Genomic DNA, 24,923 nt, shown 5'->3' with positions numbered 1-24,923 from the left:
ATGCCGCGTACACCTCTGCCCCCCGTCCTCGACCTGCCTCACGCGCGCTTCATCCTGAACCGCCTGCCACGCTGGTTGAAGGACACCCACTCCGAGCAGCGCGCCGAGCTGCGCGAAGCCCTGGCGACCGCGCACCGGTCCGCCGCCAGGGCCAGCAGCCTCCTCGACCCCCTCAAAAGCCTGGACAGCTTTGCCGAGCCCATCCTCGAACTGGAGCTCAAGGCCAGTCATCCGCAATTGCGCGACATGCAACGGGCCACCCTGGACAAGCGCTGGCAACGCGACACGTTCCTCTGGCAGGCCATCTACGACAGCAGCCCCGAGCACAGTCTGCTCGAGGCGGCCCTCTACAACTTCGAAGACTGGGAAACCCGCCGCAGTGCGTTTGGCAAGGGTTCGACCATTTACCTCACAGGCAAGGCCCAGGGCCTTCGGAGCGAGCTGCTGCCCGAGGAGTTCGCCCAACGTTGCCGACAACTCGACCTGGGCCACAAGTACCTGCAACACCTCATCCAGGTGCTCGACGACACCAACCCGGCGAACGAGCCGCTGGGCTCGGGGAGCAAGCATCAGGTATTCATCAGGCATCAGCGCAACTGCTTCCAGGCCGAACTGCAGATGGCTTACCTGAGTGGCAACCTCACCCAGGAAAGCCTCCAGGCGCTCAAGGTGTTCCTGTTGCACTACGACGCCACCTACGGCAGACGCCTGCGTTGCCACCGGGTCAAACTGCTGGGGCAGATCCTTCCCGGTCTCATCCACTTCGCGGCCGACCCTGACAATGACCAGGGGCGCTGCGCGGTCTATTTCGCCGGGCACCCCACCTACCCGGTCAGGGAGTACAGCTCCCTGAAGATGTTCCAGGTCGCGCTGATGGCGCAACTCAATTCGGCAAACCTGCGACAGCAGTTGGGCCAGCTCCTGCCGCTCGATCACCAGGAGCCGCTGCTGCTGGCCAAGCTGAAAAAAGCCATGCAGAGTTCCAGCGCACCGGACACCCAGCTCGTCAGCCTGTCCGGCTGGATCGAAGAGGATGTGTTCGAGGAAACCCACCGATTGCGGCTGCTGCACCTGATGAGCGACCTCGGCAGGCTGGCGCCGTCGGCCAAAGACGTCAACGCCGAGCGGCGTGAAGAACTGCTCGATGAGTTCAAGCTGGCCGGCCTGGACCTGCTGTCCAGCCTCAAGGACCGCATCCCCCGGTTCAAGCGAACGCTGGCGGCCCCACCGGAGATGCTCGGTACGAACGCCATCTTTCAGGACCTCCACACCTGGGGCAAGGCCGAGCGGCTGGCGGCCGCCCTCCATCTGCTCAATATCGTCGAGGCCCAGGCGAGCGGCCAGGTGACGCAACCGATGCACACCGAGGGCCGCTCACTGCCCGAACTGATCCCTGTTCGCGCCAAGGGCGGGACGCGCCTCTGGAAGCCCGACCCAAGCCACTACCGGGTGGCCCTGCGCCTGCCCGAAGGCCAATGGCAGACCAACGCCCTGGGGCTTCATGAAGTGGCGGGCAAGCACTATCTGCTGCTGGACGAATCGTATTACGAGGTCCGCTACGACGGACATCACGGCCACTGGCACATCCTCGGCCAGACCCAGCCGGAGATCTACTCGCCCCCGCTGCGGCACAACGGCGTCGGTGCCTGGCGCACGATACACGAGGACGTCAGGCAATGGTCCGACGCCAGGCTGATCGCACGCCTGTCCCCGCTGGCAGCCCAGTTGCCGCGCCCACTGGCCGATGCCCTGCTGCCTCTGGGCAACACCAACCTGCACATCCTGCGACAACTTCACAAACACCACCGCCGCACCCCGCCGCTGCTGCTCGACAGCCTCAAGCGCCTGTGGATCCTGAAGGAAATCGAGGGTTTCAACCTCGATCAACCCCGCGACAATGCCTGCTCCACACTCTGTTCGGCCATCCGCTCATACCTGGAGAAACTGCTGTCCGACGTGCCGGCCGGCACACAGTTGCGGTTCAGGAAGCAGAACTCGCGCAAGTTCATCCAGTACCCCAAGGGCTCGCGCTGGGTCGACGTCGATGAAGCGTACTGGCTGCCCGATCTGCTCGAGCACCTGTACCAGCAGTTGGATCACCCCAGCGCCACCACACAGCGGCATCTGCGTGAAGAACACCCCAAACTGCCCTTGAGCTTCCTGGAGGATCTGGATTTTACCCGGCAGGTCCTGGCACCGACCGAAACGGCGCTGCCGAACCTGAACAGGGAAATCAACCGGGCCCTGGAGCAGGTGCAGGTATCACGGGCATTCGAGGGGCTGCATCCGGACTGGCCGCATGCCCAACACAGTGAACGCCTGGCCTTTTCCCTGCTGGAAACATTGGCGGGTTGGCCAGAGGATATGCGTCTTGAGTTCGTGGACGACGAAGCCAGGCCGTGCCAACCTGCGTCGGGCATCGGAGCGATCACCAGCCTGAACCACCGGCGGCTGCTGAAAAAGGGCGCCTTTTACGAGATCCAGGACCGACAGGGCAGGACACTCTCGAGCACGGCCGACTTCTACAATGCCCTGTGGCAGGTGCTGCCGACCCCGGCCCAGAGGAAGGTGAGCCAACACCACCAGATCAGCCTGGAAGAGGACAGGAGTACCGCCGATCTGAAACAGGCCTTGTTCGGGCAGGCCGCCAGGCTGCGCGGCCAGGCTCCCGCGGTGCGCAACCTGCAGCACTTCCTGGCACCGCCCATCAGCGCCTCCGCCGCGCCCCTGCCGGTGCAGTTCGCCGTCCCCGGCCGCCTGGTGTCCGGCCTGCAATTGCGTGACGACGGGATCTACTGGAACCTCAACCGTCACCCGCTCGCCAACCATGACCATCGGCACTACATTCTCGAACGTTATCGCTACTACCCGGTGACCTGGACGCCCGAGGGCTGGCGACTGCTGAACGCCAGCAACCCCTACGGTTTCTACCAGCCGCTGTTGCAGCGCAGAAGCAAAACCGACCCCAGGTGGACCCTTCATCATCCGGACCAGTTGCCGCGACTGCTGGCACAGCCCGACAGCCTGCCAGTACCGGCGGACAACGACACCCGCGACGAACGCCTGCAAAAGAAGATGTTCACCCAGGCCCAACGCGTGCGCCTGCAAACCGCCAAATCCTACCATTCCTGTGCGAATTCGCCGTTGACCTATGACCGTGTCGACAACGCCCGCTACCCGCTGCGGGACCTGGAAGGCAGGCCCATGACCATCACCCGGCTGCATTATTCCAACGCCGAGGATGCCCCCCAGACCCTGGCACGGGCGCAACAACTGCTTGCCTACCTCGGTCAGGGCGTGGAGGTGGCACGGCTTTACGAGAGCAAACTGCGCATCCGGCGCTTCCAGCCGTGGCACATGCTGTCCGCCCACGAGCAGCATCTGGTTGGCCGCTTCCGCGTCGCAGCCCGCCGCGACCTGGCCAGTGGCGAGTTGCTCGGCGTCTACGGCGGCATGCTGATTCCGTTGCTGCTCTGCCACCATCGTCGCGACCCTTTTGCCACCTGGGTCGAGGTGGACCGCTCGCTGGAATTGATGCGCCTGCGCGACGGTCGGCTGCAGACGGCCCTGCCGTGCCTGACCGCAGACAACATCCTGTCGCGGATCAACACGATCTTCGAATACGAGGACGGCGTGCCCGTCAGGCAGGCCAGGAGCGGTTACAACGTCCAAGCCATGGCCTTTCCCGTCGACATCCGCACCCATGACGGCTGTATCGAGAAGGACCGCTACTTCATCACGGCGCTGTTCACCTCCCGGGTCGTCAAGGCCGACGAGGAACTGCGCCTGAACCACGGCTACAGTCACGAGCAGATCCAGACCCTGAACAGTGCCGAGTCCACCCGCTGACGAGCACTGCAATAGCTACCGCAACCCATGGAGGTACCGCGCCTACCCTGCCCCTTCGAACCACCAATCGGGGCCACCCCAAATGACCACCACTGCAAGCCTTACGAGCGGCGCCACCCCTGGTGCCGCCTCCCCTGCCCCCCAGTTGAGCCGCCACCAGGCGTTCATCGCCAGCCGCCTGCCGGCGCCGCTCAAGCAACGGCATTCGGCCTGCCTCAAGCCGCTGCTCGACATCCCCCCCACCACCCCGGCCTGGTACAGCCAGGCCGACGCCAGCCTGCGTGGCGCCTTCGAGGCCAGCCAACTGGCGCGCTGCGCCAGCCAGCACCCGTTCGAAAGCCTGCTCGGCCAGATCACCCCGCTGGCAGCCTTCGCCGCGCCGCTGCTGCAACTGGCGATCCGGCAGACCTTCGGACTGGAACTGGATGTGCGCGACACCTATTTCGTGCGCCGCCTGCAAACGCCGCGTCCGGCCAGGCTGGGCGGGCTGCTCGACTTCTCCGCCGGCGACCCCAAGGTCAGTGGCTGGTACTGGGATGTCACGCTGCTGGAGGCGGCGCTGCATAACTTCACCGCCGACGAAGCGGCCAAGCCGCCCACCGAAGGCGACGAGTTCATCACCCGCGACCACAGCACCGAGCAGGTGCGGATCGCCGCCTACGACCGGGAGCGCGCACTGTCCCTGCGCCCCGAGCAGTTCGCCACGCTGTGCCGCCAGCTCGACCTGGGGCAACGCTACCAGGAACACCTGCACGCGGTACTCAACCCGGCCGATGCCACGCAAAAGGCCCAGGTCCGCCAGACCTGGACCACTCACCTGCACAACCAACTGGCCGAGGCGGTGCACCTGGCGCGAATGCAGGCGCACATCCCGGACGATGCCTACCAGATGCTCACGCACTGGCTGGCCGACGGCACGGACCTGCGCCTGGGCGGCCACCCGGTGCAGCCCGCGCGCCTGCGGATGCTCGGCGTCGACCTCGACGAAGTCCTGTTCCTGCGCCCCGACGCCGGCCCGTCACCGCGGCGCTGCCTGGTCTATCTGCCCAACGACGACCTGCATCCGCTGCGCCACTACGATTCCAGCACGGACTTCATGATCGACCTGCGCACGCGCCTGCACAGCGCCCGGTTCCGGCGTTTCTTCGCCCGGTTCATTGCGTTGCGTGAACAACCGGCGTTCTTCAGCGCGCTGAAAAAACGCCTGGACCCCGGCGATCGCCATGAGCTGTGGGACGACTACACCGTCGATCCCGAACGGCGCGTGGGGCTGGACCTGATCGAACTGTACCTGCCGACGGACAGCCGACCCTCGCTGCCGACCCTGCTCCGGGAGCAGTGCGAATCCAGGATCGAGCGCCTGCTCGGCGACGCCCGGGCCCTGGCGGTGCCCACCGACGACGAGGATCGCCAGGCACGTATCGCGCGTTTCCTCGGCTTCGCCGACGCGGCCATGGACCTGCTCAACCTGCTGGTGTTCATCCCCGGCGTCGGCCAGGTGATGCTGCTGGCCATGGGCACCCGCCTGCTGCATGAGGTCTACGCCGGCATCGAGGCCTGGGAGGCCGGGGAAACCCGCCAGGCCTGGGCCCAACTGCTCGGCGTGGCGATGAACCTGGCCTTCATCGGCAGCGCCGGCGTGGTACTGCCGCATCTGGACAGCTCGGCCTTCGTCGACGGGCTGATCCCGGTCAGCCTGCGCCAGGGCATCACCCGGCTGTGGAAACCCGACCTCGGCCCCTATCGGCACCCGCTGCAACTGCCGGCCCGCTCCCAGCCGGATCGGCTGGGGTTGCACGAGTACCTGGACCATCACTATCTGCCGCTGGACGACGGCTACTACCAGTTGCACGCCGACCCGCGCAGGGCCGGACGCTATCGTGCCCGCCATGGCCGCGCCGAGGAACTGCTGCACCCCTACGCCCCCGAATTCCACAGCAATGGCGCCGGCGCCTGGCGCCACGCCTTCGAACGGCCCCTGGGCTGGTCCGACGCCCGCCTGTTCCAGCGCCTCGGCCCCGAGGCCGCGCGCCTCGACGCCAGCGCCGCGCAGCGTGTCCTGCACATCAGCGGCGTCGACAACGACGTGCTGCGCGCCCTGCATCACAACCACGGGCGAACCCCCGCGCTGCTCAGCGACAGCGTGACCCGCTTCTCCCTCGACCGCGAGCTGGCGCACCTGCTGCAACGCCTGGAGAACGGCGGCAATTCGGGCGGTACCCTCGACGAACTGCACATGGAGCTGCAACTGCTGACCAGCGACCCGGTCTGGCCGGCCACCCGGGTCCTGCGGCTGCTCGACGATGCCGGGCGCACGCTTCAGGAATACCCGGCGGGCATCGACGCCCAGGTACCGCGGATCGAGGTGAGCTGGCCACAGCTGGAGGCCGATGACCTGCTCCGCCAGGTGCTGGACCCGCTCGACGACAGCGAAATCCGCCTGTTGCTGCGCGAGGAGTTCGGCCAGGGCAGCACCAGCCTGGCGGCCAGGGTCGCGGCCCTGCGCCGACGCCTGGCCGGGGCTGCGCTCAAGCGCCGCCAGGACCTGTTCGAATCCCACTACCGCCACCGCACGGCCGCCAGCCGTGGCGAACCGGGGGCCGCCCTGTTGCAGCGCGATTTCCCCGGCCTGCCGGACCGCCTGGCCGAGGAGCTGGCCCGCGCCGCCGACGGCAACGAAAGCAAACGCCTGGCCGCCGGCCGGGTACCGCTGCGCCTGGCCGAGGAGGCCCGCTACCTGTTGCGCAACGTGCGCCTGGCGCGCCTGTACGAGCCGCTGTATCTCGATTCGGTGAGCCAGGCCGAGGGGCATCGCCTGGTGCTGCGGATGCTCGGCAAGTTGCCGGGCTGGTCCAGCCAGGTCCGCCTGGAGGTACGGGACCGCTTCTTCGCCGGCCCCCTGCTCGACAGCCTCGGCCCGAGACGGCGCCGATCCGCAAGGTACTGGTGAGAAACGGCGAACGCTACGAGGCCCATGACGATCAGGGCCAGGAACTGCACGGTGCCGACGACCTGTACGCCAGTGTGCTGCACGCCCTGCCCGATACCCAGCGCCAGGCACTGGGTTTTCCCCATGTCGGCCAGGGCGCGCAACTGAAACAGGCACTGCGCGCCCTGCCGCCGCTGCCCCGCGCGGAACTGGCGCGGCACCTGTCGCTGCCGCCCATCAGGCCACGCTGGCGTTCGCCACTGCGCCTGGCCGATGGCCGGGTCGGCTACGTGCTGAGCGGCCGCGGCGCGGGCAACGGTCCGGGCACATCCCTCGTCAGCCGGCTGGCCCGCGAGCTGTACCCGAACCTGTCGCTGGCGCAGGTGGAAACCCTGCACGGCCTGCGCGACCTCGGCCAGGGCGCGGCGATCGGCCGGCTGCGGGCCCTGCAAGGCGAATACCGCACCCTGGAAAACGAGCTGGAGGCCTGGGTCGGCGAGCCCCAGGGCACCGAGGGCAACGGCAAACTGCGTTTCGCCGTCCAGCTCAAGCGCTGCTGGCGCCACGAGACCGATCGCGCCATCGACCACGAAGGCGACCCGATCGTCCTCGACCACCAGGGCACGCGCGTGCCCGGCCATGAACTCACCCTCACCGGCTACCCGCTGGACAGCCTGCCGCTGCTGTCCGGGCGCTTCGTGCATGTCGCCGAATTGCACCTGCGCTCGATCACGCTGCAGAACTCGCCGTCGCTGGAGCGGTTTCTGGAGGCGTTCCCCAACCTGCTGCGGCTGAACCTCTCGGGCAACCTGCTCACGCGCCTGCCGGCGGCCCTGGCGCACATGAGCCGGCTGACGCACCTGGAGCTGAGAAACAACCAACTGGTCATCCCCGCCGCCGGCACGAGCCCCCTGAGCCCGTTGCGCCACCTGCAAACCCTCAACCTGGAAAACAACCCGGACCTGGGCAGCCTGCCCGATCTGCGCCCGCTGGCCGCCCTGCGCTTCGTGAACCTGCGCAATACCGGCCTGCGCGAGATCCCACAGGGCTATGACCGCTTGCCCGATCTGCGCCGCCTCGACCTGCGGGACAACCGCATCAGCCAGGTCCCCGACGAAGTCTTCGGCCTGAGCGCCGCCCGCCAGCAACTCAACCTGTCGATCAACCTCGACGCCAACCTGATCCCCGCCGACCTGCATCGACGCATCGCCCGCTACCGCCAGCAGACCGGCATCGACCTGGGTCTGGAAGTGCTGCCCGAGAGTGACGACCTTTCCGAGTCGAGCAACAACTCGCGCCCGCACTCCCAGGCCAGCCAGCACCACAACCGCTGGGGCAGCGCCTCGCCGGTGCCGCGTGACAGCGCGCCCTGGCTGCCGGGCCCGGACACCGCCGAGCACGAACTGCGGCGCGACACCTGGCTGCGCCTGGCCAGCGACGATATCGAGGCCTCCGAAGCCTTCTTCAAGGTGCTGGCCGACCTGCGAAACTCCGCCGACTACCTCCAGGGCCACGGCGCCCACCGCCCGCAACTGCTCGATCGGGTCTGGCGCATGGTCAAGGCCGCCGAGCAGGACAGCAGCCTGCGCCACCGGCTGTACCTCATGGCCAACCGCGCGGTCGACACCAGCGGCAGCATGATCGAGGCCGATACCTGTGAAGACGGCATGACCGTGACCTTCGACGACATGGGCCTGGAAGTGCTGCTGCACGAGGCCCGGGCCCTGCCCCTCGAACAGCGCGAAGAGCCGTTGTTGCGGCTGGCGCGCGGCAAGGCCCGCCTGGCCCAGGTCAAGCAGCGGGCCCGCCAGGTGATCGAGGCGCGCCGCAACAGCCAGGAAGCCGTGCATGAAGCGGAAATCCACCTGGCCTTCCGCATCGGCCTGGCCGACCGGCTGGACCTGCCCTGGCAGGCCGGGAGCATGCTCTACAGCCAGGAGGCGAACGTCGACCGGGCGACACTGGAACAGGCCAGTCGGGCCATCCTGGCCGAAGAGCGCCTGCCCGGCGAAGCGGCCAGGCGCCTGCTGGAGCAGCCGTTCTGGGAAGAATACCTGCTGGAGCGCTACGGCCAGACCCGGCTCAAGGAACCCAGGGAGCAACGCGACGACATGATCGGCGCGCTCGATGACCTGCTGGACGCCCAACGCGAATGGTTCACCGGCGATGCCCTGGACCTGGCACGCAAGAACGCACTGCAACAGACCATCAGCCAGTCGGCGCGGACCCTGGGCCTGACCCAGACCGAAGCGTTCCTCCGGGCCATGAGCGACAGTGCCTACAAAAGCCACGCCGAACGTATCGCCAGGACCTACCAGCGGGCATTGGCGCAGTTGACCGAGCAACTGCGCCAACAGCACGGGCTGTGAGCCAGCGCCAGCACTATCTACCGCCCCGCCCGCGCCGGTCGCGGTAGCGTGGCCGGCACTCCAGCGGCCCCGCCCCGCCTCCGCGCGGCGGGGCCGCTCCCCCCATCAAGGTACCCTACATGCCCGATCAACCTCCCTTTTACCTGCTGTCCCAGGCCGCGGAGTTGCGCAGCACCCTCAGCGCCGAAGAACAGGCGCTGTCCATCGGCAGCGCCGAGCGCAATTGGCTGAGCAACCTGTACCTGGCGAACCAGGACGCCCGCGAGGCGCTCGATGAGCCGATGTACGTCGACAAGCTGCTCATCGTCGCCCAAGGCGCGACCACGGCGGACCTGGCCGGCAGCTTCCTGGCCAGCGGCGCCGCCGGCCACGCGGTGTTCCTCTGCACCCCGGCATTCGGCCTGGAACGCTTCGGCTCCCGCGACCTGGCCCTGGCCAAAGTACGCGAACGCCTGGCCGTCCCGGCCCAGCGCGATGAACTGCTGCGCTTCGTCCCGCTGCACATCCGCAACGCCATCGGCCTGGAGCCACTGCCGGCGCTGATCACCCGCCCGATCCATGGCATCGTCCTGGATGACCGGCGCCAGGCCATCAACACCTACCTCGACATCACCCTCAAAGACCTGCAGGACGAACTGCTGGAACTGCCCAGCCTCAAGTCCCTGCTCAATCAGTTGTTCGACAGCACCCTGGGCAAGCGCTTTCCCCAGGCCAACCTGAAGGCCCTGCGGGTGATCAGCCACCAGGCCCCCAGCACGGCGGAATCGACCAGCGGGCTGCCGCTGCGCGCCCTCTCGACCCACTCCCTGACCGAGACCCTGCTGGAGCGCTACAACCACGGCCCGTGGCCCGGCGACCAGGTCCACGAGTTCCTCGCCCCCGGCTACACCGCGCAGGCAGCGGACACCGCGGTCTGGGAAAACACCCTGCTCACCCTCGCCAGCCAGTTGCCAGGCCATCTGCAAAACCGGCTCAACGCCTTCTGGGACGCTCCGCTGGCTATCGGCCAGCCGCGCCGGCACTTGTTCGTCGACGCCCTGGGCAGCCGTTTTCGTGCCGAGCTGCTGCACCGGGAACAGGACCTGAATGAAATCGCCGCCGACGACTACCCGGTGCTGAGCGCCCTCTATCCGCTGGACCGCTCCCGGCTCGGCGCCGTGGCGCTGTACACCCTGATGGTCCAGTCCAGCGCCGGCTCGTACCCGCTGGCCAACGCCTTCGTGGTCCACAACCTGGGCCGCCGCTCCGCCGAATACCTGCTGTATGGAGCCGATCGGCTGCAGGCCTTCGACAGCCAGGCGGCGCTGCTGGAATCGGTGAGGACGCAACTACAGCAGCCCGGGCAAGACCCAGACTGGCACCTGGGCCTGTCGCTGCGCGAACGCGCCGAACTCCAGAGCGCGTCCCTCACCGGCGTCGCGCTGATCGCCAGTTCCCTGTCGATTTTCGATACGCTGTTCAGCCGCGTCATCAGCAAGCTGCTGGACAATGTCAGCTACGTGCTCAAGCGCTATCGCGACAGCGACGGCGCCCTGGTGCTGCCGGCGGCCTTCGACAGCGCACTGGATATCCGCGGCCTGATCTCCCCCGGCTGCCGGCCCTGGCCACGGGCCCGCGCTGGAGCCATCGGCTGGATCTGTCACCCAGCGAAAAACCGGCGTCACAGCCGCTGATCAAGACCCTGCGGCCAACCCTGGAGACCGCCCGGCACCAACTGGCGACCCTGGAACAGCTCAAGGCCCGGCTCAGCGAGGGCCTGCAAAAACGTCCGTCACTCAAGGACTTCATCCGCGGCGAGCTGTCCAGCGCGCTGAAGCAGGCGAAACTGCACAATCTCTCGCCCGACAACCTCTACCTCAACCACTACGCCTCGGCACTGCCCGAGGTCGGCGACCCCAGCCTGCCCCCGCTGACGTCGCGGAGCGTGGTGGACCATGTGCTCGAACGCCTGACCGACGGCAGCGGCGAACCCGACCAGACCACCAGCGGCCTGTTCAGCAAAACCGCCGACGGCGGCTGGTCACGGGTGACCAACCTGGAGATCGAACCGTTCAACCGGATCGTCGCCACCCTGCTGCCGGACCTGCTCGGCCAGTACCTGCGCCGGCAACGCTCGCTCTATGGCGAGCTGTCCGGCACCCTGCACGAGGCGATCCGCAGTGGCTTGCGCCAGGAAGTGCAACTCAAGGAAATGCGCGGCGCCCTCAACGCCGGCGACCTGGACCTGCTCGACAACCTGCTCGACAGCCATCGCCGCGACGAGCGCCCGGGCCTGCACGGGTTCATCCCGGACGCCTTCGCCCTCACCTACAGACCCGACACCGCAGCCGCGCCGATCAGGCTGCACAACTGCTTCCTGCTCACCGCCCACGGCGGCCTGGACCAGGAGCACTCCGGCAGAACCCTGCTCTGGACTCCGGCCCAGGGCGCCGAAGCCTTCGACTCGCTGCACAGCGCCGACAACGAGTTGCAACGGCGCCTGCATGACCCGGTGGAGCGCCTGTCCCTGCTGGAAAACACCACGCAAGAGCAACGGCCCCCGCATTTGCCCATCGTCACGCCGCAGCGCGGCAACCGCCGAGCCTACCCGAGCCTGGGCTTCGAACTGATCCACAACGGCCTGCAGAACAATCGCTACAACTCACTGACCGACAAGGCGCTGGCCGACCTGAGCCATGCCGTCACCTCGGATTACAAGGGCGACAACCTGCACCAGCACCTGCAAAGCTGCCTGGACAGCCACGCCACCGTGCCCATGCTCGAACGGGCGCTGCAAGCGGCGCAGAACAGCGCCACCCACCTGGCGCTGCCGCCCTGGCTCAGGAGCGCCGGCGACAGCCAGCAGTTCGCCCTGGCCGCCCTGCTCGACCGCTATCGCCAGGACGCCGCGACCACCGATGATTACCACCAGGGCATTCCCGATATCCGCGAGACCGCCCGCACCAAGCTCAAGAGCCTGCTGGCGCGGGACTTTCCCCAGGCCGGCCTGGACCCGCAGCGGATCACCGTCTGGCTGACTCCGCGCGAGGCGGCGCTGCCGCTCAGCGAACCGTTGAGCGAATTCGCCCTGCGCCATGTCGACGACATCAGGCCGCGCGCGATCAGCCTCAGCAGCGACGCAGGCAGCCTGCCCGGCACGTTGACCGACGAGCGGATCAAGGCCCTGGTGCAGGAGGCGGACATCGGCCAGCACTACGCCGCACTGCTCGAATCGCATCTGTCGCCCGACGTGCTGCACAATGCCCATCGCCGTCCGGCGTTCAGCCGGCACAGCTTCTGGCAGGGCCTGCTGCACGCCTTCGTGCAACGGCTGCGCAACACCCTCTCGGAAAAGGCCCACGCCTACATCAAGCACCTGCTGGCCATGCCGGACGGTGTCGCGCGCCTGCCGCTCGATGGGCAGCACATCGAACTCAAGCCACTGCAACTGCAAAGTGGCGCGCAGACGCCGGCCGACCCGGTGGCCGGGTTCTACCTGATCGGTCCGCACGCCAGCCAGCCGGGCCCGCGTGTCCTGTTCTGCCCCCAGGGCGATCGACCGGTGTTCCAGGAATACCCCAGCGAAGCGGCGCTGCTCGGCGACCTCGGGCGCTCCACCAGCCTGCAGCAGCAAGTCCTGGAACGGCTGCCCCTGGCACGCTACGCGCACTACGCGCAGCAGGCGTTCAAGGGCGCCCTGACGCTCGGCGACCACCCCGAGCGCGGCAATCTGTTCCATCGGCTGTACCAGGACATGACCGGCCTGTTCAAGCACCTGCTCGGTTGCCAGTACCTGGCAGGCCGGGGCTCGCTCTGGAACAAGGCGCTGTCCTGGCTCAAGGGTGAACTGCAACAGGGTGCGACCCACCTGCTGGGCCGGCTGCGCCTGCCGTGGCTGGTCTGGCAGTCGCTCTCGCAACTCAGGGACGCCGGGCAGAAAGCCTGGCAAGGTCGCTGGAGCGAGGCCATCGAGGCGTTCGCCATGACCCTGGCCAAGCTGGCGATGGCGCGCCGCGGCTGGGTCCAGTCCGACCTCGGCGGTGCCGCGCAGCCCCCCGCCAGCGCCCCCGCCGAATCGCCCTTCCCCAGCCAGGCCTGGGGCGACCAGCGCCTGACACCCGGGCAGAAGGCCATGCTCCTGGGCCTGCAGGCCCAGCGCGTCGCCCTGCAGCACATGACCCCGAACAGCGCCGGCGACCTCTACACCGACCCGGCCAGCCAGCAGACCTTCGTGGCGATCGGCGGTCGGGTCTTCCGGGTACGCCAGGAACAACAGCGCTGGCGCATCGTCACCGACAGCGGCCAGGGCCCCTGGCTGCGCCAGGACTCTCGGCGACAGTGGTCATTCGACCTGGCCGACCGCTGCCTCAAGGAGGCTCACCATGAAAATGCTTGATCATTGCATCGGCCAATGGGCGATCCGCGAAGAACTGCGGGTGGAGGCCGTCGGCATCCACGACATCCGGCAACTCTATCCCAACCGCGCCCGCATGCTCGCCCATGCCCATCGCCAAGCCGTGGCATACCTCAACAACGCCCTGTACAACGTGGACCGGCTGTTCAACGGCCAGCGGCTGGACACCAAGCGTCGCCGCTTCATCGAAAAATGCCTCGGCGTTGCCCAGGTCGACAACGACATCATCCGCAAACTCAAGATCCGCATGGGCGTCATGCTCGACGAATTGCTCAAGCCCTCGCTCAACCCGCAGCACTCGTCCCGCTACATCGTCGGCTCGGGACGGCAGCCGGATCACGGCAACCAGGCCTTTACCGTGAGGCGGGAAAGGGGTGGGAACATCTACCTGACCGAACGTTTCTTCGAGCCAGGCCTGGAGGTGTACCTGCCCATACGCCCGCGCACCTTCGACGCCTATGGGCACCACATGGCCACGGTGCTGTTGCACGAAATCAGCCACATGACCCTCCAAACCCTGGACTTCGCCTACCTGGACCCCAGCCGTCCGTTCGTCGACCTGATCGATACCAGCACACCCGATGGACGGCTTCGCCACCTGGTGCTCGAAGAACTGCAACAGAATGCCTTGTCCGCCACCACACCGGGCAACGAGCTGTTCAAGACCCTCGATGATTACGAGCTGCGCTGGAACGATGTGGAAGGCGACCTCAGGCAGCGGGCATTGAGCCTCACCGGCACCCGCGACCTGGACAGCGCCCGGCGGGTCTTTTACTCCGACGCGGGCAAGCGCACCGATGTGATTCTCAACAACGCCGACTCCCTGGCCCTGCTGATCACCCACCTGGGCCGGCCGGTGGAGTTTCAGCCCCTGGAAGAGCCCCGCTCCAACCCGTCAAACTGAACCACGAAGCCGCCTACATGAACCACGAGAACCGCAGCACTACCCTGGCAGCGGAGCTGTCCGCTGTCAGCTCGGCCTTTGAGAGCCACGTCATCGAGCTCCCGCCGGGCGACAACCTTCTCCCCAGCCCGGCCTTCAAGGCCGATGGCACCAGCATCGCCGAACTGACGCTGAAGTTCCTGCAATCGGCGCTGCCCCATCGGACGTTCTCGCAGGACAGCCTCGCCAACCTGAGCCCTTCGCAGTTGTTGTGGTCCTGGCTGAGCCCTGGCGAGGTGAACAGCCAGAAGGCTGCGGCGCTGGTGCAGAGCATTGTCCACTCGGCACTCGACGACAGTCCCGGGGTCGAGAACAACCCCAGGGTCCAGGCCTTCGTCACCCTGCTGTCACGGCACTTCGCCTCGGAGCACCCGTCGACGCCCATCGGGCTCACGCCGGATATCCGACAAGTCCAGGCCGACATCATCCACGGCAGCCTCACCGCGCAACCGCCCACCCCGGGCCTGACCCTGGCCGAACGCGAACGGCGCCTGGACGCCTACGCCACCCGCGTGCGTACCAGCCTGGCCAACACGGAAAGAGGCAGTGAAGCGCAGAGAAACAGCCACTTCATGACCCACCAGCCCTTCACCCGGCCCGAGGGCTATATCAGCGCCGGGCTGCTCGCCGCCAGCCTCGATCCCCAGGAAAGGATTCCCATCATCTACACCAGCGCCACCCGCACCCTCGCCAACGAGGAACGCACCTCCAGCCGCTACGAGCGCACCTACGCCGCCTGGGAGATCGCCGCCGGCCTGCACCAGCACGACGCCCCGGACAACAGCGGCAGCGTGCTGAACTTCCAGTACGAGCAGTTCAGGTCGGAACAGGACCGGCAGCGGGTCAGGGACCTGGAATCGCTCGGCCAGGGCCTGAGGGACCACTGGCAGGAGGACGTGCTGGCCGCCCTCGACGACGTGACGGACGCCCAGGCCAGGCGTTCCGGGGAGGCCGATGCGTATCAGGTCAAGGCCATGCTGGCGAGCCTGCGCCGGGACCTCGTCCTGTTCGGGAAAACCTCCACCGCCACGCAGAAAGCCGTGATCCGCACACTGGATTACAACGGGCAGGTGATCATTCCCAATCTCTATGGTTATCCGCTGGAAGGCTATGCCTTCATTCCCTACCAGCCGTATGACCAGGTCCACCGCCCCAATCGCGGGCTGATGCTCGACCTGCGCAACGTCACCATCAGCGCCATCAACGGCGACCCGGCGTTCGCGCACTGGGCCCGAAACCACAAGGGCACGCTGCTGCAACGCTTCAACAGCTGCGACGCCCAGGGCGGGCGGGATGCGCACTGGCCCAGCGCGCCTAACCTGCTCGACACGCTGATCGACAACCCTTCCGCGCAACTGGAGCGCCCAGTGTTCCAGGGCAGTTTCCCGGTGCGGCAGGCCTTCAACTACACGGGGTCGGCGACCGCCGGATACCGCTTGAAGTATGCGCCCTTCGACACCATCGCCAGCCTGTATACCCAGCTCAACGCCAGGAACGCCCAGGCCCGCAGCCAGACCCAGCTGTTCAGCAGTACCCAGCGCCACTGGCGCACGGCGCAAAAGATCTGGGCCAGCACCTTCGGCTACATTCCCGTGGTCGGCAACATCGGCAACCTGGTGTTCGGCGTCCATGAGCTCAATGCCGGCATGAGTGCCCAGGAACGCCTGGGCGGCAGTGTCGCCATCCTGATCTCGACCCTGCAGTTGGCCCATGAGGTGCCGGCGATCGTCGCCGGCACCACCCCCCTGGAAGACACCGGCAGCCCCGGGTTCGGCTGGAAGGCGAACCCACAGGGCAGCGAGTGGCGTTTCAGCCTGGAGGCCGAAACCCTCGACCTCGTCGGGGTCGAATCCGCGGTCGAGGACCGGGAAACCGGCGTCGAGCCCGACACGCGGCCACCGCCACCCGCCCTCCCGTCCGTGGTCGTCACCGAAACGACGGTGGTGGCACAGGTCAAGGATGACGGCTCGGTGCTCGAACTGGCGGGCAAGTCGTATATCCGGGTGAAGGAGCAGGTCTTTCAAAGCCGAAGCAGCCTGCTCGGCCCGGAACAGCGCACGGTCATCGACCCGCACAGCGAAAGCCCGCTGTTCCAGGTGCATAATGGCAGTGGCAGGTGGCAAAGGCTGCGCGGGCTCCAGGGGGGCGGGCATTGCCTTGGAAAACTGTGCTACACCTCGGTCAGCGAAACCGAGGTGAGCATCGAGATGCACCCCGCCGCCCCCGCGGACGAGTCTGCGGCCAGTGACACGGTGCTGTTCGCGCTTTCCAAGACTCAGCGCCAACAAGCCTTCGCCGCTGAGGTGGTCAACCTGGAAACCTGGCTGAGCCATGAGCAATCACTGGCCGAATTCAAGGCCATCTACACCCGGGAACGAGCGAACCCCCATGGTTTCTGGGGCCCGGCCCAGAGCTACACCGACTGGCAAGCCATCCGCCGCATGGTCCGCGACGACGCCTCCCGGCTCCCCCTGCAGGACATCGACCACCCGCTGCCGAATGAAATGCTCGATGAAATCAGACAGCAGTTCACCCGCCCACCACACCCGACGCTGCACCTGGATGAGGAGGCCAGCACCCGGGCGCTGTTCGACAAGATCCTGGTGCCGCCCAGCAGTGCCGATGACCTCACCTTCCTCGTCGGCCACCGGCAGAGCCTCAGGCTGGCCAGCTACACACGCCGCATCCTGTTCAAATACGGCTTGACCGCCCGGCAGTTGCGCCTGCTCCTCTCCGAGCGGGCCACGGTGCGCGACACCGTGCGGACGGTGATCGACGAACGTTATCCCGACCTCCGCGAGCGTGCGGAGATTCTCTTCGACTCCCACGAATTCGACCTGCAGCACCTGCCCTTGAGCCAGAGGAAGCTGGACACCTTCCTCGAGTGCCTGGAGGACCAGAGCATTACCGTGGAGAAATTCCGCCTCATCGTCCAGTGCATCGATACCGATACCCTCCCGCTCCCCAGCTCGGCCATCTACCTGTTCAGCAACAGCCGCAAGATCAACATCCTCAAGGCCCTGGACGAGCCACAACTGCGGCAACGACTGCAAAATGCCTCGACCCTGGTCGAAAGGACTTCCAGTTTCTGGAGACGCCTGCGGCATCGTAACTACGTGGTCGAAACCTCCGCGACCGGAGACCCGGTTGCGATCCTCAACTGGTCGTTCTTCAAGCTCAAGAGAACCCCCGTACTCAAGGACGCGGGCCAGTGGTACGTCAAGGAGCAATGGTGGCCGGATATGCTGGACAAGCGCTATGCCAGCTTCGATGAGCTCGAGCAGGACCTGCAACGGCGGTTCGGCGGGTTCAGGCAAACGGCGGCGACGGAAAATATCACCCTGGTCTCCACCCCCGCCCTGGCCGCCGCCAGCTACGAGGTCGAACGCTCCCCGCAAGGCGCGCCGATCGCGGTTTTCTACCGGGCCTTGCACGAGGCACAAACGAAAAGGGTCCCCCTCGTCAGCGAAGCCGGCAAGCTGTTCGTGGTCAACAGCGACCCCAATTGGTCGGCGGTGAGCGACAGGGCCTTTTCCACCCTCGGCGACCTGGAGCGGGCCATCCGGGAGGCCTTGACCGAGCCGCTGGAAATCTGAGGTACGCCCCCCGGACGGCGCCATGCACAGTTACCGCAGGCCCTGGCGGCGGGGCACCTACCCTGGCCCTTCGAATCAACAATCGGGCCCGCTCCCATGACCGCAACGACCGCAACAACCGGCAGCGACCACGCTGCCGGCTCCCCTGCCCCGGCTCTCAACCGCCACCAGGCCTTTATCGCCAGCCGCCTGCCGGCGCCGCTGACGCAACCCGGCTCGGCCTGCCTCAAGCCGCTGCTCGACATCAACCCCACCACCCCGGCCTGGTACAGCCGGGCCGACGCCAGCCTGCGCAGCGCCCTGGAAAACAGCCAACTGGCGCGCTGCACCAGCCAGCACCAACTCGAAAGCCTGCTCGGCCGCATCACGCCCCTGGAGACCTTCGCCGCCCCCTGCTGAAAACGGCGATCCAGCAGGAGACCGGCCTGGACCTGGACGTGCGCAACACCTATTTCGTGCGCCGCCTGCACGTACGGCGCCCCTCCAGCCTGGGCGGGCTGTTCGACTTTTCCGCCGGCGACCCCAAGCGGCGCACCTGGTACTGGGATGTCTCGCTGCTGGAGGCCGCCCTGCACAACTTCACCGCCGGCGAAGCGGCCCAGCCGCCCAACGAGGGCGACGAGTTCATCACCCACGACCACAGCACCGCCGACGTGCGGATCGGCGCCTACGACAAGGACCGTACCCTGCCCCTGGCGCCGGAGCGCTTCGCCACGCTGTGCCGCACCCTCGACCTGGGCCAACGCTACCAGACGCATCTCACCGCGGTGCTCAACCCCGAAGATACCGCGCAAAAGGCCCTGGTGCGCCAGACCTGGACCACGCACCTGCACAACCAGCTGGCCGAGGCTGTCCACCTGGCGCGGATGCAGGCGCACATCCCGGACGACGCCTACCAGATGCTCCGGCAGTGGCTGGCCGGCCGCACCGATATCCGCCTGGGCGATCAGGCCGTGAACCCCGGCTGCCTGCGCATGCTCGGTGTCGACCTGAGCGACATCCTCTTCCTGCGCCCCGAGTCCGGCCCGTCACCGCGGCGCTGCGTGGTCTACATCCCCGGCGACGACCAGCATCCCGTGCGCCACTACGACTCCAGCGCCGACTTCATGGTCGCCTTGCGCACGCGCCTGCACCAGGCCCGCTACCGGCGCTTCTTCGCCCAGTTCGTGCCAGTGCGTGAACAGGCGGCATTCTTCATTGCCCTGAAAAAGCGCCTGGACCCCGCCGACCGCCACGCGCTGTGGGACGACTACACCGTCGACCCCGCACGGCACGTCGGGCTGGACCTGGTCGAGCAGTCGCTGCGGGTCGGTACCCGCCCGTCCCTGCAGACGGCGCTCAAGGACCAGTGCGAACTGAAGATCGGCCGCCTGCTCGGCGACGCCCGCGCCCTGGCCGTGCCCACCGACGACGAGGATCGCGAGGCGCGCATCGCCCGCTTCCTGGGCTTCGTCGATGCGGCCATGGACCTGCTCAACCTGCTGGTGTTCGTCCCCGGCCTCGGCCAGGTGATGCTGCTGGCCATGGGCACCCGCCTGCTCCACGAGGTGTACTCGGGCATCGAGGCCTGGGAAGCCGGCGACACCCGCCAGGCCTGGGCCCACCTGCTCGGCGTGGCGGTGAACCTGGCCCTGATCGGCACCGCCGGCGTGGTGCTGCCCCATGTCGACACCTCGGCCTTCGTCGACGGACTGATCCCGGTGAGTGTCCGTGAAGGCGTCTCGCGGCTGTGGAAGCCCGACCTCGCCCCCTACCGGCATCAGCCGTCCCTGCCTGTCCGCAGCCAAGCCAATGAACTGGGCCTGCACGACACGGCCGACGCCGCCTACCTGCAGTTGGAAGGCCACTACCACCGCCTGGACGCCATCGGGCCGGGCTATTATCGCGCCCGCCACAGCCAGGCCGCCGAACTGCTCAACCCCTATGCCCCGAATTTCGCAGCAACGGCGCCGGCGCCTGGCAACACGAACTCGAGCAGCCCCTGGGCTGGAGCGACGAGCGCCTGTTCCAGCGGCTGGGCGCCGAGGCCGCCAGCCTCGACGCCACGACCGGCCAGCGCCTCCAGCACATCAGCGGCGTCGACAGCGATGTGCTGCGCGCCACCCACCAGAACGTCGAGCGGCCACCGGCCCTGCTCAGCGACAGCGTGACCCGCTTCGCCCTCGACCGCGACCTCGGCCGCCTGGTGCAACGCCTGCAGGACGGCGGTGCGTCCAGTGGCAGCCTCGATGAGCTGCACATGGAACTGCAATTGCTGACCACCGACCCGGTCTGGCCGCGTACCAAGGTGCTCAGGCTGTTCAACGCCGCGGGACGGACGATTCAGGAGTACCCGGCGAGCGTCGACGCCCAGGTGCCGCGGATCGACGTGCGCTGGCCGGACCTGGACGCCGACGGCCTGCTCCAGCAGGTGCTGGGCAAGCTCGACGAGGGCGAGATCCGCAGCCTGCTGCGCGAGGAATTCGGCCAGGCCACCACCAGCCTCCCGGCCCGGGTCGCGTCCCTGCGCCGGCGCCTGGCCGGGGATGCGGTGAAGCGGCGCGCCGACCTGTTCGAGTCGCACTACCGCTACCGCACCGCCGGCAGCCGTGGCGAACCGGGCACCGGGGTGCTCAAGCAGCACTTCCCCGGCCTGCCGGACCCGATCGCCGCGGAGCTGGCCCGTGGCGCCGATGCCCTGGAACGCCAACGACTGATCAGCGGGCGCCTGCCGGCGCGCCTGGGCCGGGAAGCCCGCCACTACCTGCGCAACGTGCGCCTGGCGCGTCAGTACGAATTGCTGTACCTCGACTCGGCCAGCCAGGCCGAGGCCTACCGTATCGTCCTGAGCATGCTGCGCAAGCTGCCGGGCTGGTCGAGCCAGGTGCGCCTGGAAATCCGCGACCGCTTCTTTGGCGGCCCGCTGCTCGACAGCCTCGGCCCGGACACGGCGCCGATCCGCAAGGTGCTGGTCAGGGACGGCGAGCAGTACCTGGCCCATGACGCCGATGGCGAGGAACTGCACGGCCCGGACGACCTCTACGCCAGCGTGCTGCACGCCCTGCCCGATGCCGAACGCGCCGCGCTGGGCTTTGCCCATGTCGGCCAGGGCGCCCAACTGAAACAGGCCCTGCGCGCCCTGCCGCCGCTGCCGCCGCTGCCGCGCGAGGACCTGGCCCGCCTGCTGGCCCTGGCGTCGCTGAAGCCGGGCTTTCGCCCGCCGATGCGCCTGGCCGACGGCCGGGTCGGCTACGCCCTCAGCGGGCGCGGCGAAGGCCTGAGCCGACGCGACGGCCTGGCGCGCCAGCTGTACCCGAACCTGTCCGTCGAGCAGGTGGAGGCCCTGCACGATCTGGGCACCCTGCGCCCGGCCGAAGCCCTGGCCCGGCTGGAGGCCCTGCAAGCCGAATACCGCGCCCTGGAAACCACCCTGCAAGCCTGGCAACGCGAACCGCAGAGCTATATCCAGGCCTTCAACAGAGGCCGGGCCATGGCCGGGATCCTCCGCTGCTGGCGCCATGAAATGGAGCCCGGCGCCATCGGCCTGCTCAAGCTCAAGGGCAACCTGGGCCGCCTGCCGGTGCTCCCGGCCAGTTTCGACCAGGTCACTGCGCTGCACCTGGAACACCTGGAACTGGAGGACTGGTCGACGCTGACGGATTTCCTCGGCCACTTCGCCAAGCTGGAACGCATCGACGCCTCCAGCCACCTGCTGCCGCACCTGGCCCCGGCGTTTCGGCAGTTGCCGGGCATCCGCTACCTGCGGCTGCTGGACAACTACGCGACCGCGCTCGGCCCCGACAGCCAGGGTTACTACCGCTTCAAGGCTGGCAGCGACACGCTGTATGCCTTCAAGCACGAGGACGGCAGTTGGGCTCCGGTCACCCCACCGCCGGGCCGCTTCGATGCCACTGGCCAGTTGGTTTCCCCCAGGCAGCTGCCGTCCTGGACCGACGGCGAAATCTGGCAGCACTACCGGCTGCAGGGCACGGCCGCCGACGCGTTCCGCAACCAGGCCGCCCTCACCGGCAAGAGCCCCGCCTGGGAGTATCCGGGTTCGCGCGAGCGCGCCCGGACCCGGCTGCTGCGCGACCTCAAGTGGGCGTTCCCGGAAAAGACCACCCCGGAGCGCGCCGAGCTGCTCAAGGGCTACAACCTGCTGCCCAGCCAGTGGCCGCTGCTGAAAAAGGCCCTGCAGGACACCGGCCGGGTCCCCGACTGGGCCGAAAGGCACAAGATGCAGATGCAGGACGCCGGCAACCTGCAACGCTTCGACCTGTTGCAGGCCGAGGTGGTCCCGCAGATCCGCCATCTGCGCAACTTCGAGCTCGCCAAGCTCGAACTCGACCGGGATTTCCCCGACTACTACACCCAGGACTTTCTCGACGCCTTCCTGCTCAAGATCGGCTACCAGCGCAATATCCGCAATTGCCTGTACCGCACGGACATCCCGGCGATGTTCCGCAGCGACGACCGCACCCCGTTCGAACTGGCCCGCGACAACACAATGCTGGCCCGCGAGGCACCCGGCGAGGAACGCGCGACCACCGAAGAGGCCCTGAGCGCCAGTTTCAGCCTCGACGATGCCAAAAGTTATGGCCTGGGGGCGGCCCGGGTGAAGGGCAATTGCGCTACAACAGCCAGTTCGACCGTTACCCGGGCGGCCGCGATTCCGACTCGGACATGCAGACCGAGGGCGACGCCGACAGCCAGATGGAAAGCGGCTCGGACGCCGACAGCGATGAGCCGTGGAACCGCGAGCGCGGCTACAGCCCACGCCGTCTGCGCCAGAGCGTGGCGTTCCTGTACATGATCGACACCCGGGGCATCGAGGTGGTCCCCGGCCAGGAGAACGAGTTCTTCAACAGCGCCGGTCCCCAGGGGCTGTTTCCCAACGACGACATCGAAGGCGAAATCTCCGTGCCGGCGCTGGGGCTGAGTGCCGACCGGGTCTGGCTGGTCAACTCCAGCCATACCCGCGCCGCCAACGTGCACGCGATCAACGAGGCGGCGGGCGAACAGGCCGCCGGCATCGAGCACGACACCTGGGACGGCGTCGAGAACCAGACCGTGTACGACGACCTGATCGACCAGGTCGCGGTGTCCGGCGGGCAGGTGGTGACGGCACCGCCCAACAGCTCGATCTTCTCCGATGACGTGGTGTGGCCGCATCCGCAGCCGTCGGCCTGAAGCTGAACGGTGGCTTCTGGCCGATCATGGCCAGAAGCCCAGGCGCCGCGAATCAGCCGGCCGGCAAGCGCTGGCCGGACGCCCGGTCGCCTTCGAGCAGCGAATCCACCACCGCCCGTGCCATTTCCACCGAGTGCAGCAGGCTCCAGAACAGCGAACGTTCGAAGGGGTCGGTGTGCAGGCTGAGTTCGTCGCCATTGAGCTGCGCCGATTCGAGCAGGCGCGAGACGTGGGTCAGCGCGTCATAGGCATTGACGCCCGGCTGGATGGCGAACAGCGAAGGTTTGCCGGGGGATTCGGCGGTGACGGGTTTGGCGCGGGTGACGGTGAGGGGGTCGAGTGAGTCGGCGGCGTCGTGTTCTGACGGGGGATCGGGGGTGAGTTTCTTGGTCATTGCGTAAAGCTCCTCAAGCAATAAAGGAGCTTGTCACCCACGCTGCAACACGGAAGGTGGCAAGCCATGCGCAGGTTTGCAGACCGGTGCTTGAGGAACCCTCCCGGTAGGCCGAAGCCTCCTGCGCACAGCTCGCCATGACACGAGCGTAAAAATGCCGCTTTCGCGGCGCTGTGCGCCTCAAGCATCCGGGCTGCAAAACCCGCGTCGCTGAATTTGCAGCGACCTGCGGACTGTATTCCCAGCACCTTGGCGCACACCATAGTGTCCCACGCCTGATTGTCGTGGGACATATTGGATTGTGTTGAAGGTTGTTTCTTACAGGATCAGCCCTTGGCCAGCGACCCCGACACCGGCAGGCTGTCCAGCAGCCGCAAGCCAGTGGTTTTCACGAAGGTCGCGTAGTCCATCGGCCGTTCGATACGGGTTTCGGCGTTCGGCAGCACGTACGCCCAGGCGCGGCCCGAAGCGCTGTCATAGACCAGCTTGAACAGCCGCGTCGGCACCCAGACGTTGTTGTCGCCGACCGTGCCATGGCCTTCGTCGAACAGCGGGCCGGTGAACACATAGACGTTGCCGCCCGCACGCTGGGCGAACTTGCGCACGTCGGCCTCGACCTTGCTCCAGATCTTGCGATTGTTGGTCGGGTCCTGCGGCACCATGTTCGACAGGGCGAAGGACTGGGCCATGGCATTCGGCGTCGGCGCATCGGCCGCCGGCGCCTGGTGCCCGCGGTCCACCGCCGGCTGCTGGGCGCGGTAGTCGCTCAGCTCGGCGCGGCCGCCCTTGGGAATGCGCGGGTCGGGGTAGAACTGGTTGGTGCGTTCCTCGCCCTTGGCGTCCTTGAGCTGCGCTGCGTTCAGGCGCTCAACGACGACCAGCGGGGTCTTGCTGGTCTGCGAGTACAGCACCGCGAAGGTGTCGGAGCACAGCGCCATCGGTTTCATGCTCGCCGGTACGCTGCCGAGGTTGATCGGCCGCGCGTTCGGGAACAGTTGCGCGCAACCGTCGAACGAGGCCTGGCGCTCCTGGCTGGAATACAGGTCGAGGGCCGCGCTCTGGCTGATGGAGCCTGCGCGGTGCCCCGACTTTTCGTGTGCCGCGGGCGTGTCGAGAAAATCCAGCACACTGCGCGCCTGCACCGCGCCGCTGGTAAACAACAAAAGGGCTGACAAACCGACTGCTAACTTGCCTGGTTTCATGCGTCGCTTCTTTACTCGGGAGGGTCGAAAAAAATCCTGCAAAGCCCTCTAGGTCGGGGCTCGGCGAGGCTTCTACCAT

13 protein-coding genes are annotated in these 24,923 nt (G+C 67.3%); 11 read left to right on the top strand and 2 right to left on the bottom strand.

The annotated features are described in order from the left end of the window. From ACZ5KU_RS13565 to ACZ5KU_RS13515, 11 genes are all read left to right on the top strand, one after another. The gene (locus tag ACZ5KU_RS13565) at nucleotides 1-3,849 is read left to right on the top strand and encodes a dermonecrotic toxin domain-containing protein (RefSeq protein WP_464737313.1); all 3,849 of its coding nucleotides are present in this window, start codon (nucleotides 1-3) and stop codon (nucleotides 3,847-3,849) included. A gap of 82 nt (nucleotides 3,850-3,931) precedes the next feature. Beyond that, nucleotides 3,932-6,799 carry a dermonecrotic toxin domain-containing protein gene (locus ACZ5KU_RS13560; RefSeq protein WP_464737312.1) on the top strand — a complete coding sequence of 956 codons (2,868 nt, stop codon included), beginning with the start codon at nucleotides 3,932-3,934 and terminating at the stop codon, nucleotides 6,797-6,799. After that, entirely contained in the window at nucleotides 6,796-9,147 is a 2,352-nt protein-coding gene (locus tag ACZ5KU_RS13555) for an NEL-type E3 ubiquitin ligase domain-containing protein (RefSeq protein ID WP_464737311.1), read from the top strand. Before ACZ5KU_RS13560 ends, ACZ5KU_RS13555 begins: the two co-directional genes overlap by 4 nt. A 119-nt stretch (nucleotides 9,148-9,266) precedes the next feature. Continuing rightward, a complete protein-coding gene (locus ACZ5KU_RS13550; protein WP_464737310.1) occupies nucleotides 9,267-10,820 on the top strand; it encodes a dermonecrotic toxin domain-containing protein in 1,554 nt (517 codons plus the stop codon). Beyond that, complete coding sequence (locus tag ACZ5KU_RS13545; protein WP_464737406.1) at nucleotides 10,739-13,522, top strand: dermonecrotic toxin domain-containing protein; 2,784 nt, start codon at nucleotides 10,739-10,741, stop codon at nucleotides 13,520-13,522. Before ACZ5KU_RS13550 ends, ACZ5KU_RS13545 begins: the two co-directional genes overlap by 82 nt. After that, nucleotides 13,509-14,444, top strand: coding sequence for a hypothetical protein (locus ACZ5KU_RS13540; protein WP_464737309.1), 936 nt, complete (start codon nucleotides 13,509-13,511; stop codon nucleotides 14,442-14,444). The genes ACZ5KU_RS13545 and ACZ5KU_RS13540 overlap by 14 nt, the downstream gene beginning before the upstream one ends. Before the next feature lie 17 nt (nucleotides 14,445-14,461). Further along, entirely contained in the window at nucleotides 14,462-18,079 is a 3,618-nt protein-coding gene (locus tag ACZ5KU_RS13535) for a hypothetical protein (protein ID WP_464737308.1), read from the top strand. Between the two features lie 96 nt (nucleotides 18,080-18,175). Then, nucleotides 18,176-18,478: a hypothetical protein gene (locus tag ACZ5KU_RS13530; protein WP_464737307.1), complete on the top strand. Its 303-nt coding sequence runs from the start codon at nucleotides 18,176-18,178 to the stop codon at nucleotides 18,476-18,478. A gap of 38 nt (nucleotides 18,479-18,516) precedes the next feature. After that, on the top strand, nucleotides 18,517-20,229 hold the full coding sequence (locus tag ACZ5KU_RS13525) for a dermonecrotic toxin domain-containing protein (protein ID WP_464737306.1): 1,713 nt from the start codon (nucleotides 18,517-18,519) through the stop codon (nucleotides 20,227-20,229). After that, nucleotides 20,169-22,871 carry a hypothetical protein gene (locus tag ACZ5KU_RS13520; protein WP_464737305.1) on the top strand — a complete coding sequence of 901 codons (2,703 nt, stop codon included), beginning with the start codon at nucleotides 20,169-20,171 and terminating at the stop codon, nucleotides 22,869-22,871. The genes ACZ5KU_RS13525 and ACZ5KU_RS13520 overlap by 61 nt, the downstream gene beginning before the upstream one ends. Beyond that, nucleotides 22,772-23,248, top strand: coding sequence for a hypothetical protein (locus ACZ5KU_RS13515; protein ID WP_464737304.1), 477 nt, complete (start codon nucleotides 22,772-22,774; stop codon nucleotides 23,246-23,248). The genes ACZ5KU_RS13520 and ACZ5KU_RS13515 overlap by 100 nt, the downstream gene beginning before the upstream one ends. A 52-nt stretch (nucleotides 23,249-23,300) precedes the next feature. Here ACZ5KU_RS13515 and ACZ5KU_RS13510 read toward each other — a convergent pair whose 3' ends face one another. Together ACZ5KU_RS13510 and ACZ5KU_RS13505 are read right to left on the bottom strand one after the other, a co-directional pair. Then, complete coding sequence (locus ACZ5KU_RS13510; protein ID WP_464737303.1) at nucleotides 23,301-23,642, bottom strand: hypothetical protein; 342 nt, start codon at nucleotides 23,640-23,642, stop codon at nucleotides 23,301-23,303. Between the two features lie 326 nt (nucleotides 23,643-23,968). Then, complete coding sequence (locus ACZ5KU_RS13505) at nucleotides 23,969-24,844, bottom strand: DNA/RNA non-specific endonuclease (protein ID WP_054058291.1); 876 nt, start codon at nucleotides 24,842-24,844, stop codon at nucleotides 23,969-23,971. Nucleotides 24,845-24,923: the final 79 nt, after the last annotated feature.

Source organism: Pseudomonas sp. Tof1, from assembly GCF_055390395.1.
Note: the sequence above shows the minus strand (reverse complement) of the source record. Positions and strands in the feature narration are given on the sequence as shown.

Coding starts and splice junctions, on each gene's coding strand:
- ACZ5KU_RS13565 (WP_464737313.1), top strand. CDS start 1: ATGCCGCGTACACCTCTGCCCCCCGTCCTCGACCTGCCTCACGCGCGC.
- ACZ5KU_RS13560 (WP_464737312.1), top strand. CDS start 3,932: ATGACCACCACTGCAAGCCTTACGAGCGGCGCCACCCCTGGTGCCGCC.
- ACZ5KU_RS13550 (WP_464737310.1), top strand. CDS start 9,267: ATGCCCGATCAACCTCCCTTTTACCTGCTGTCCCAGGCCGCGGAGTTG.
- ACZ5KU_RS13540 (WP_464737309.1), top strand. CDS start 13,509: ATGAAAATGCTTGATCATTGCATCGGCCAATGGGCGATCCGCGAAGAA.
- ACZ5KU_RS13535 (WP_464737308.1), top strand. CDS start 14,462: ATGAACCACGAGAACCGCAGCACTACCCTGGCAGCGGAGCTGTCCGCT.
- ACZ5KU_RS13530 (WP_464737307.1), top strand. CDS start 18,176: ATGACCGCAACGACCGCAACAACCGGCAGCGACCACGCTGCCGGCTCC.
- ACZ5KU_RS13515 (WP_464737304.1), top strand. CDS start 22,772: ATGGAAAGCGGCTCGGACGCCGACAGCGATGAGCCGTGGAACCGCGAG.
- ACZ5KU_RS13510 (WP_464737303.1), bottom strand. CDS start 23,642: ATGACCAAGAAACTCACCCCCGATCCCCCGTCAGAACACGACGCCGCC.
- ACZ5KU_RS13505 (WP_054058291.1), bottom strand. CDS start 24,844: ATGAAACCAGGCAAGTTAGCAGTCGGTTTGTCAGCCCTTTTGTTGTTT.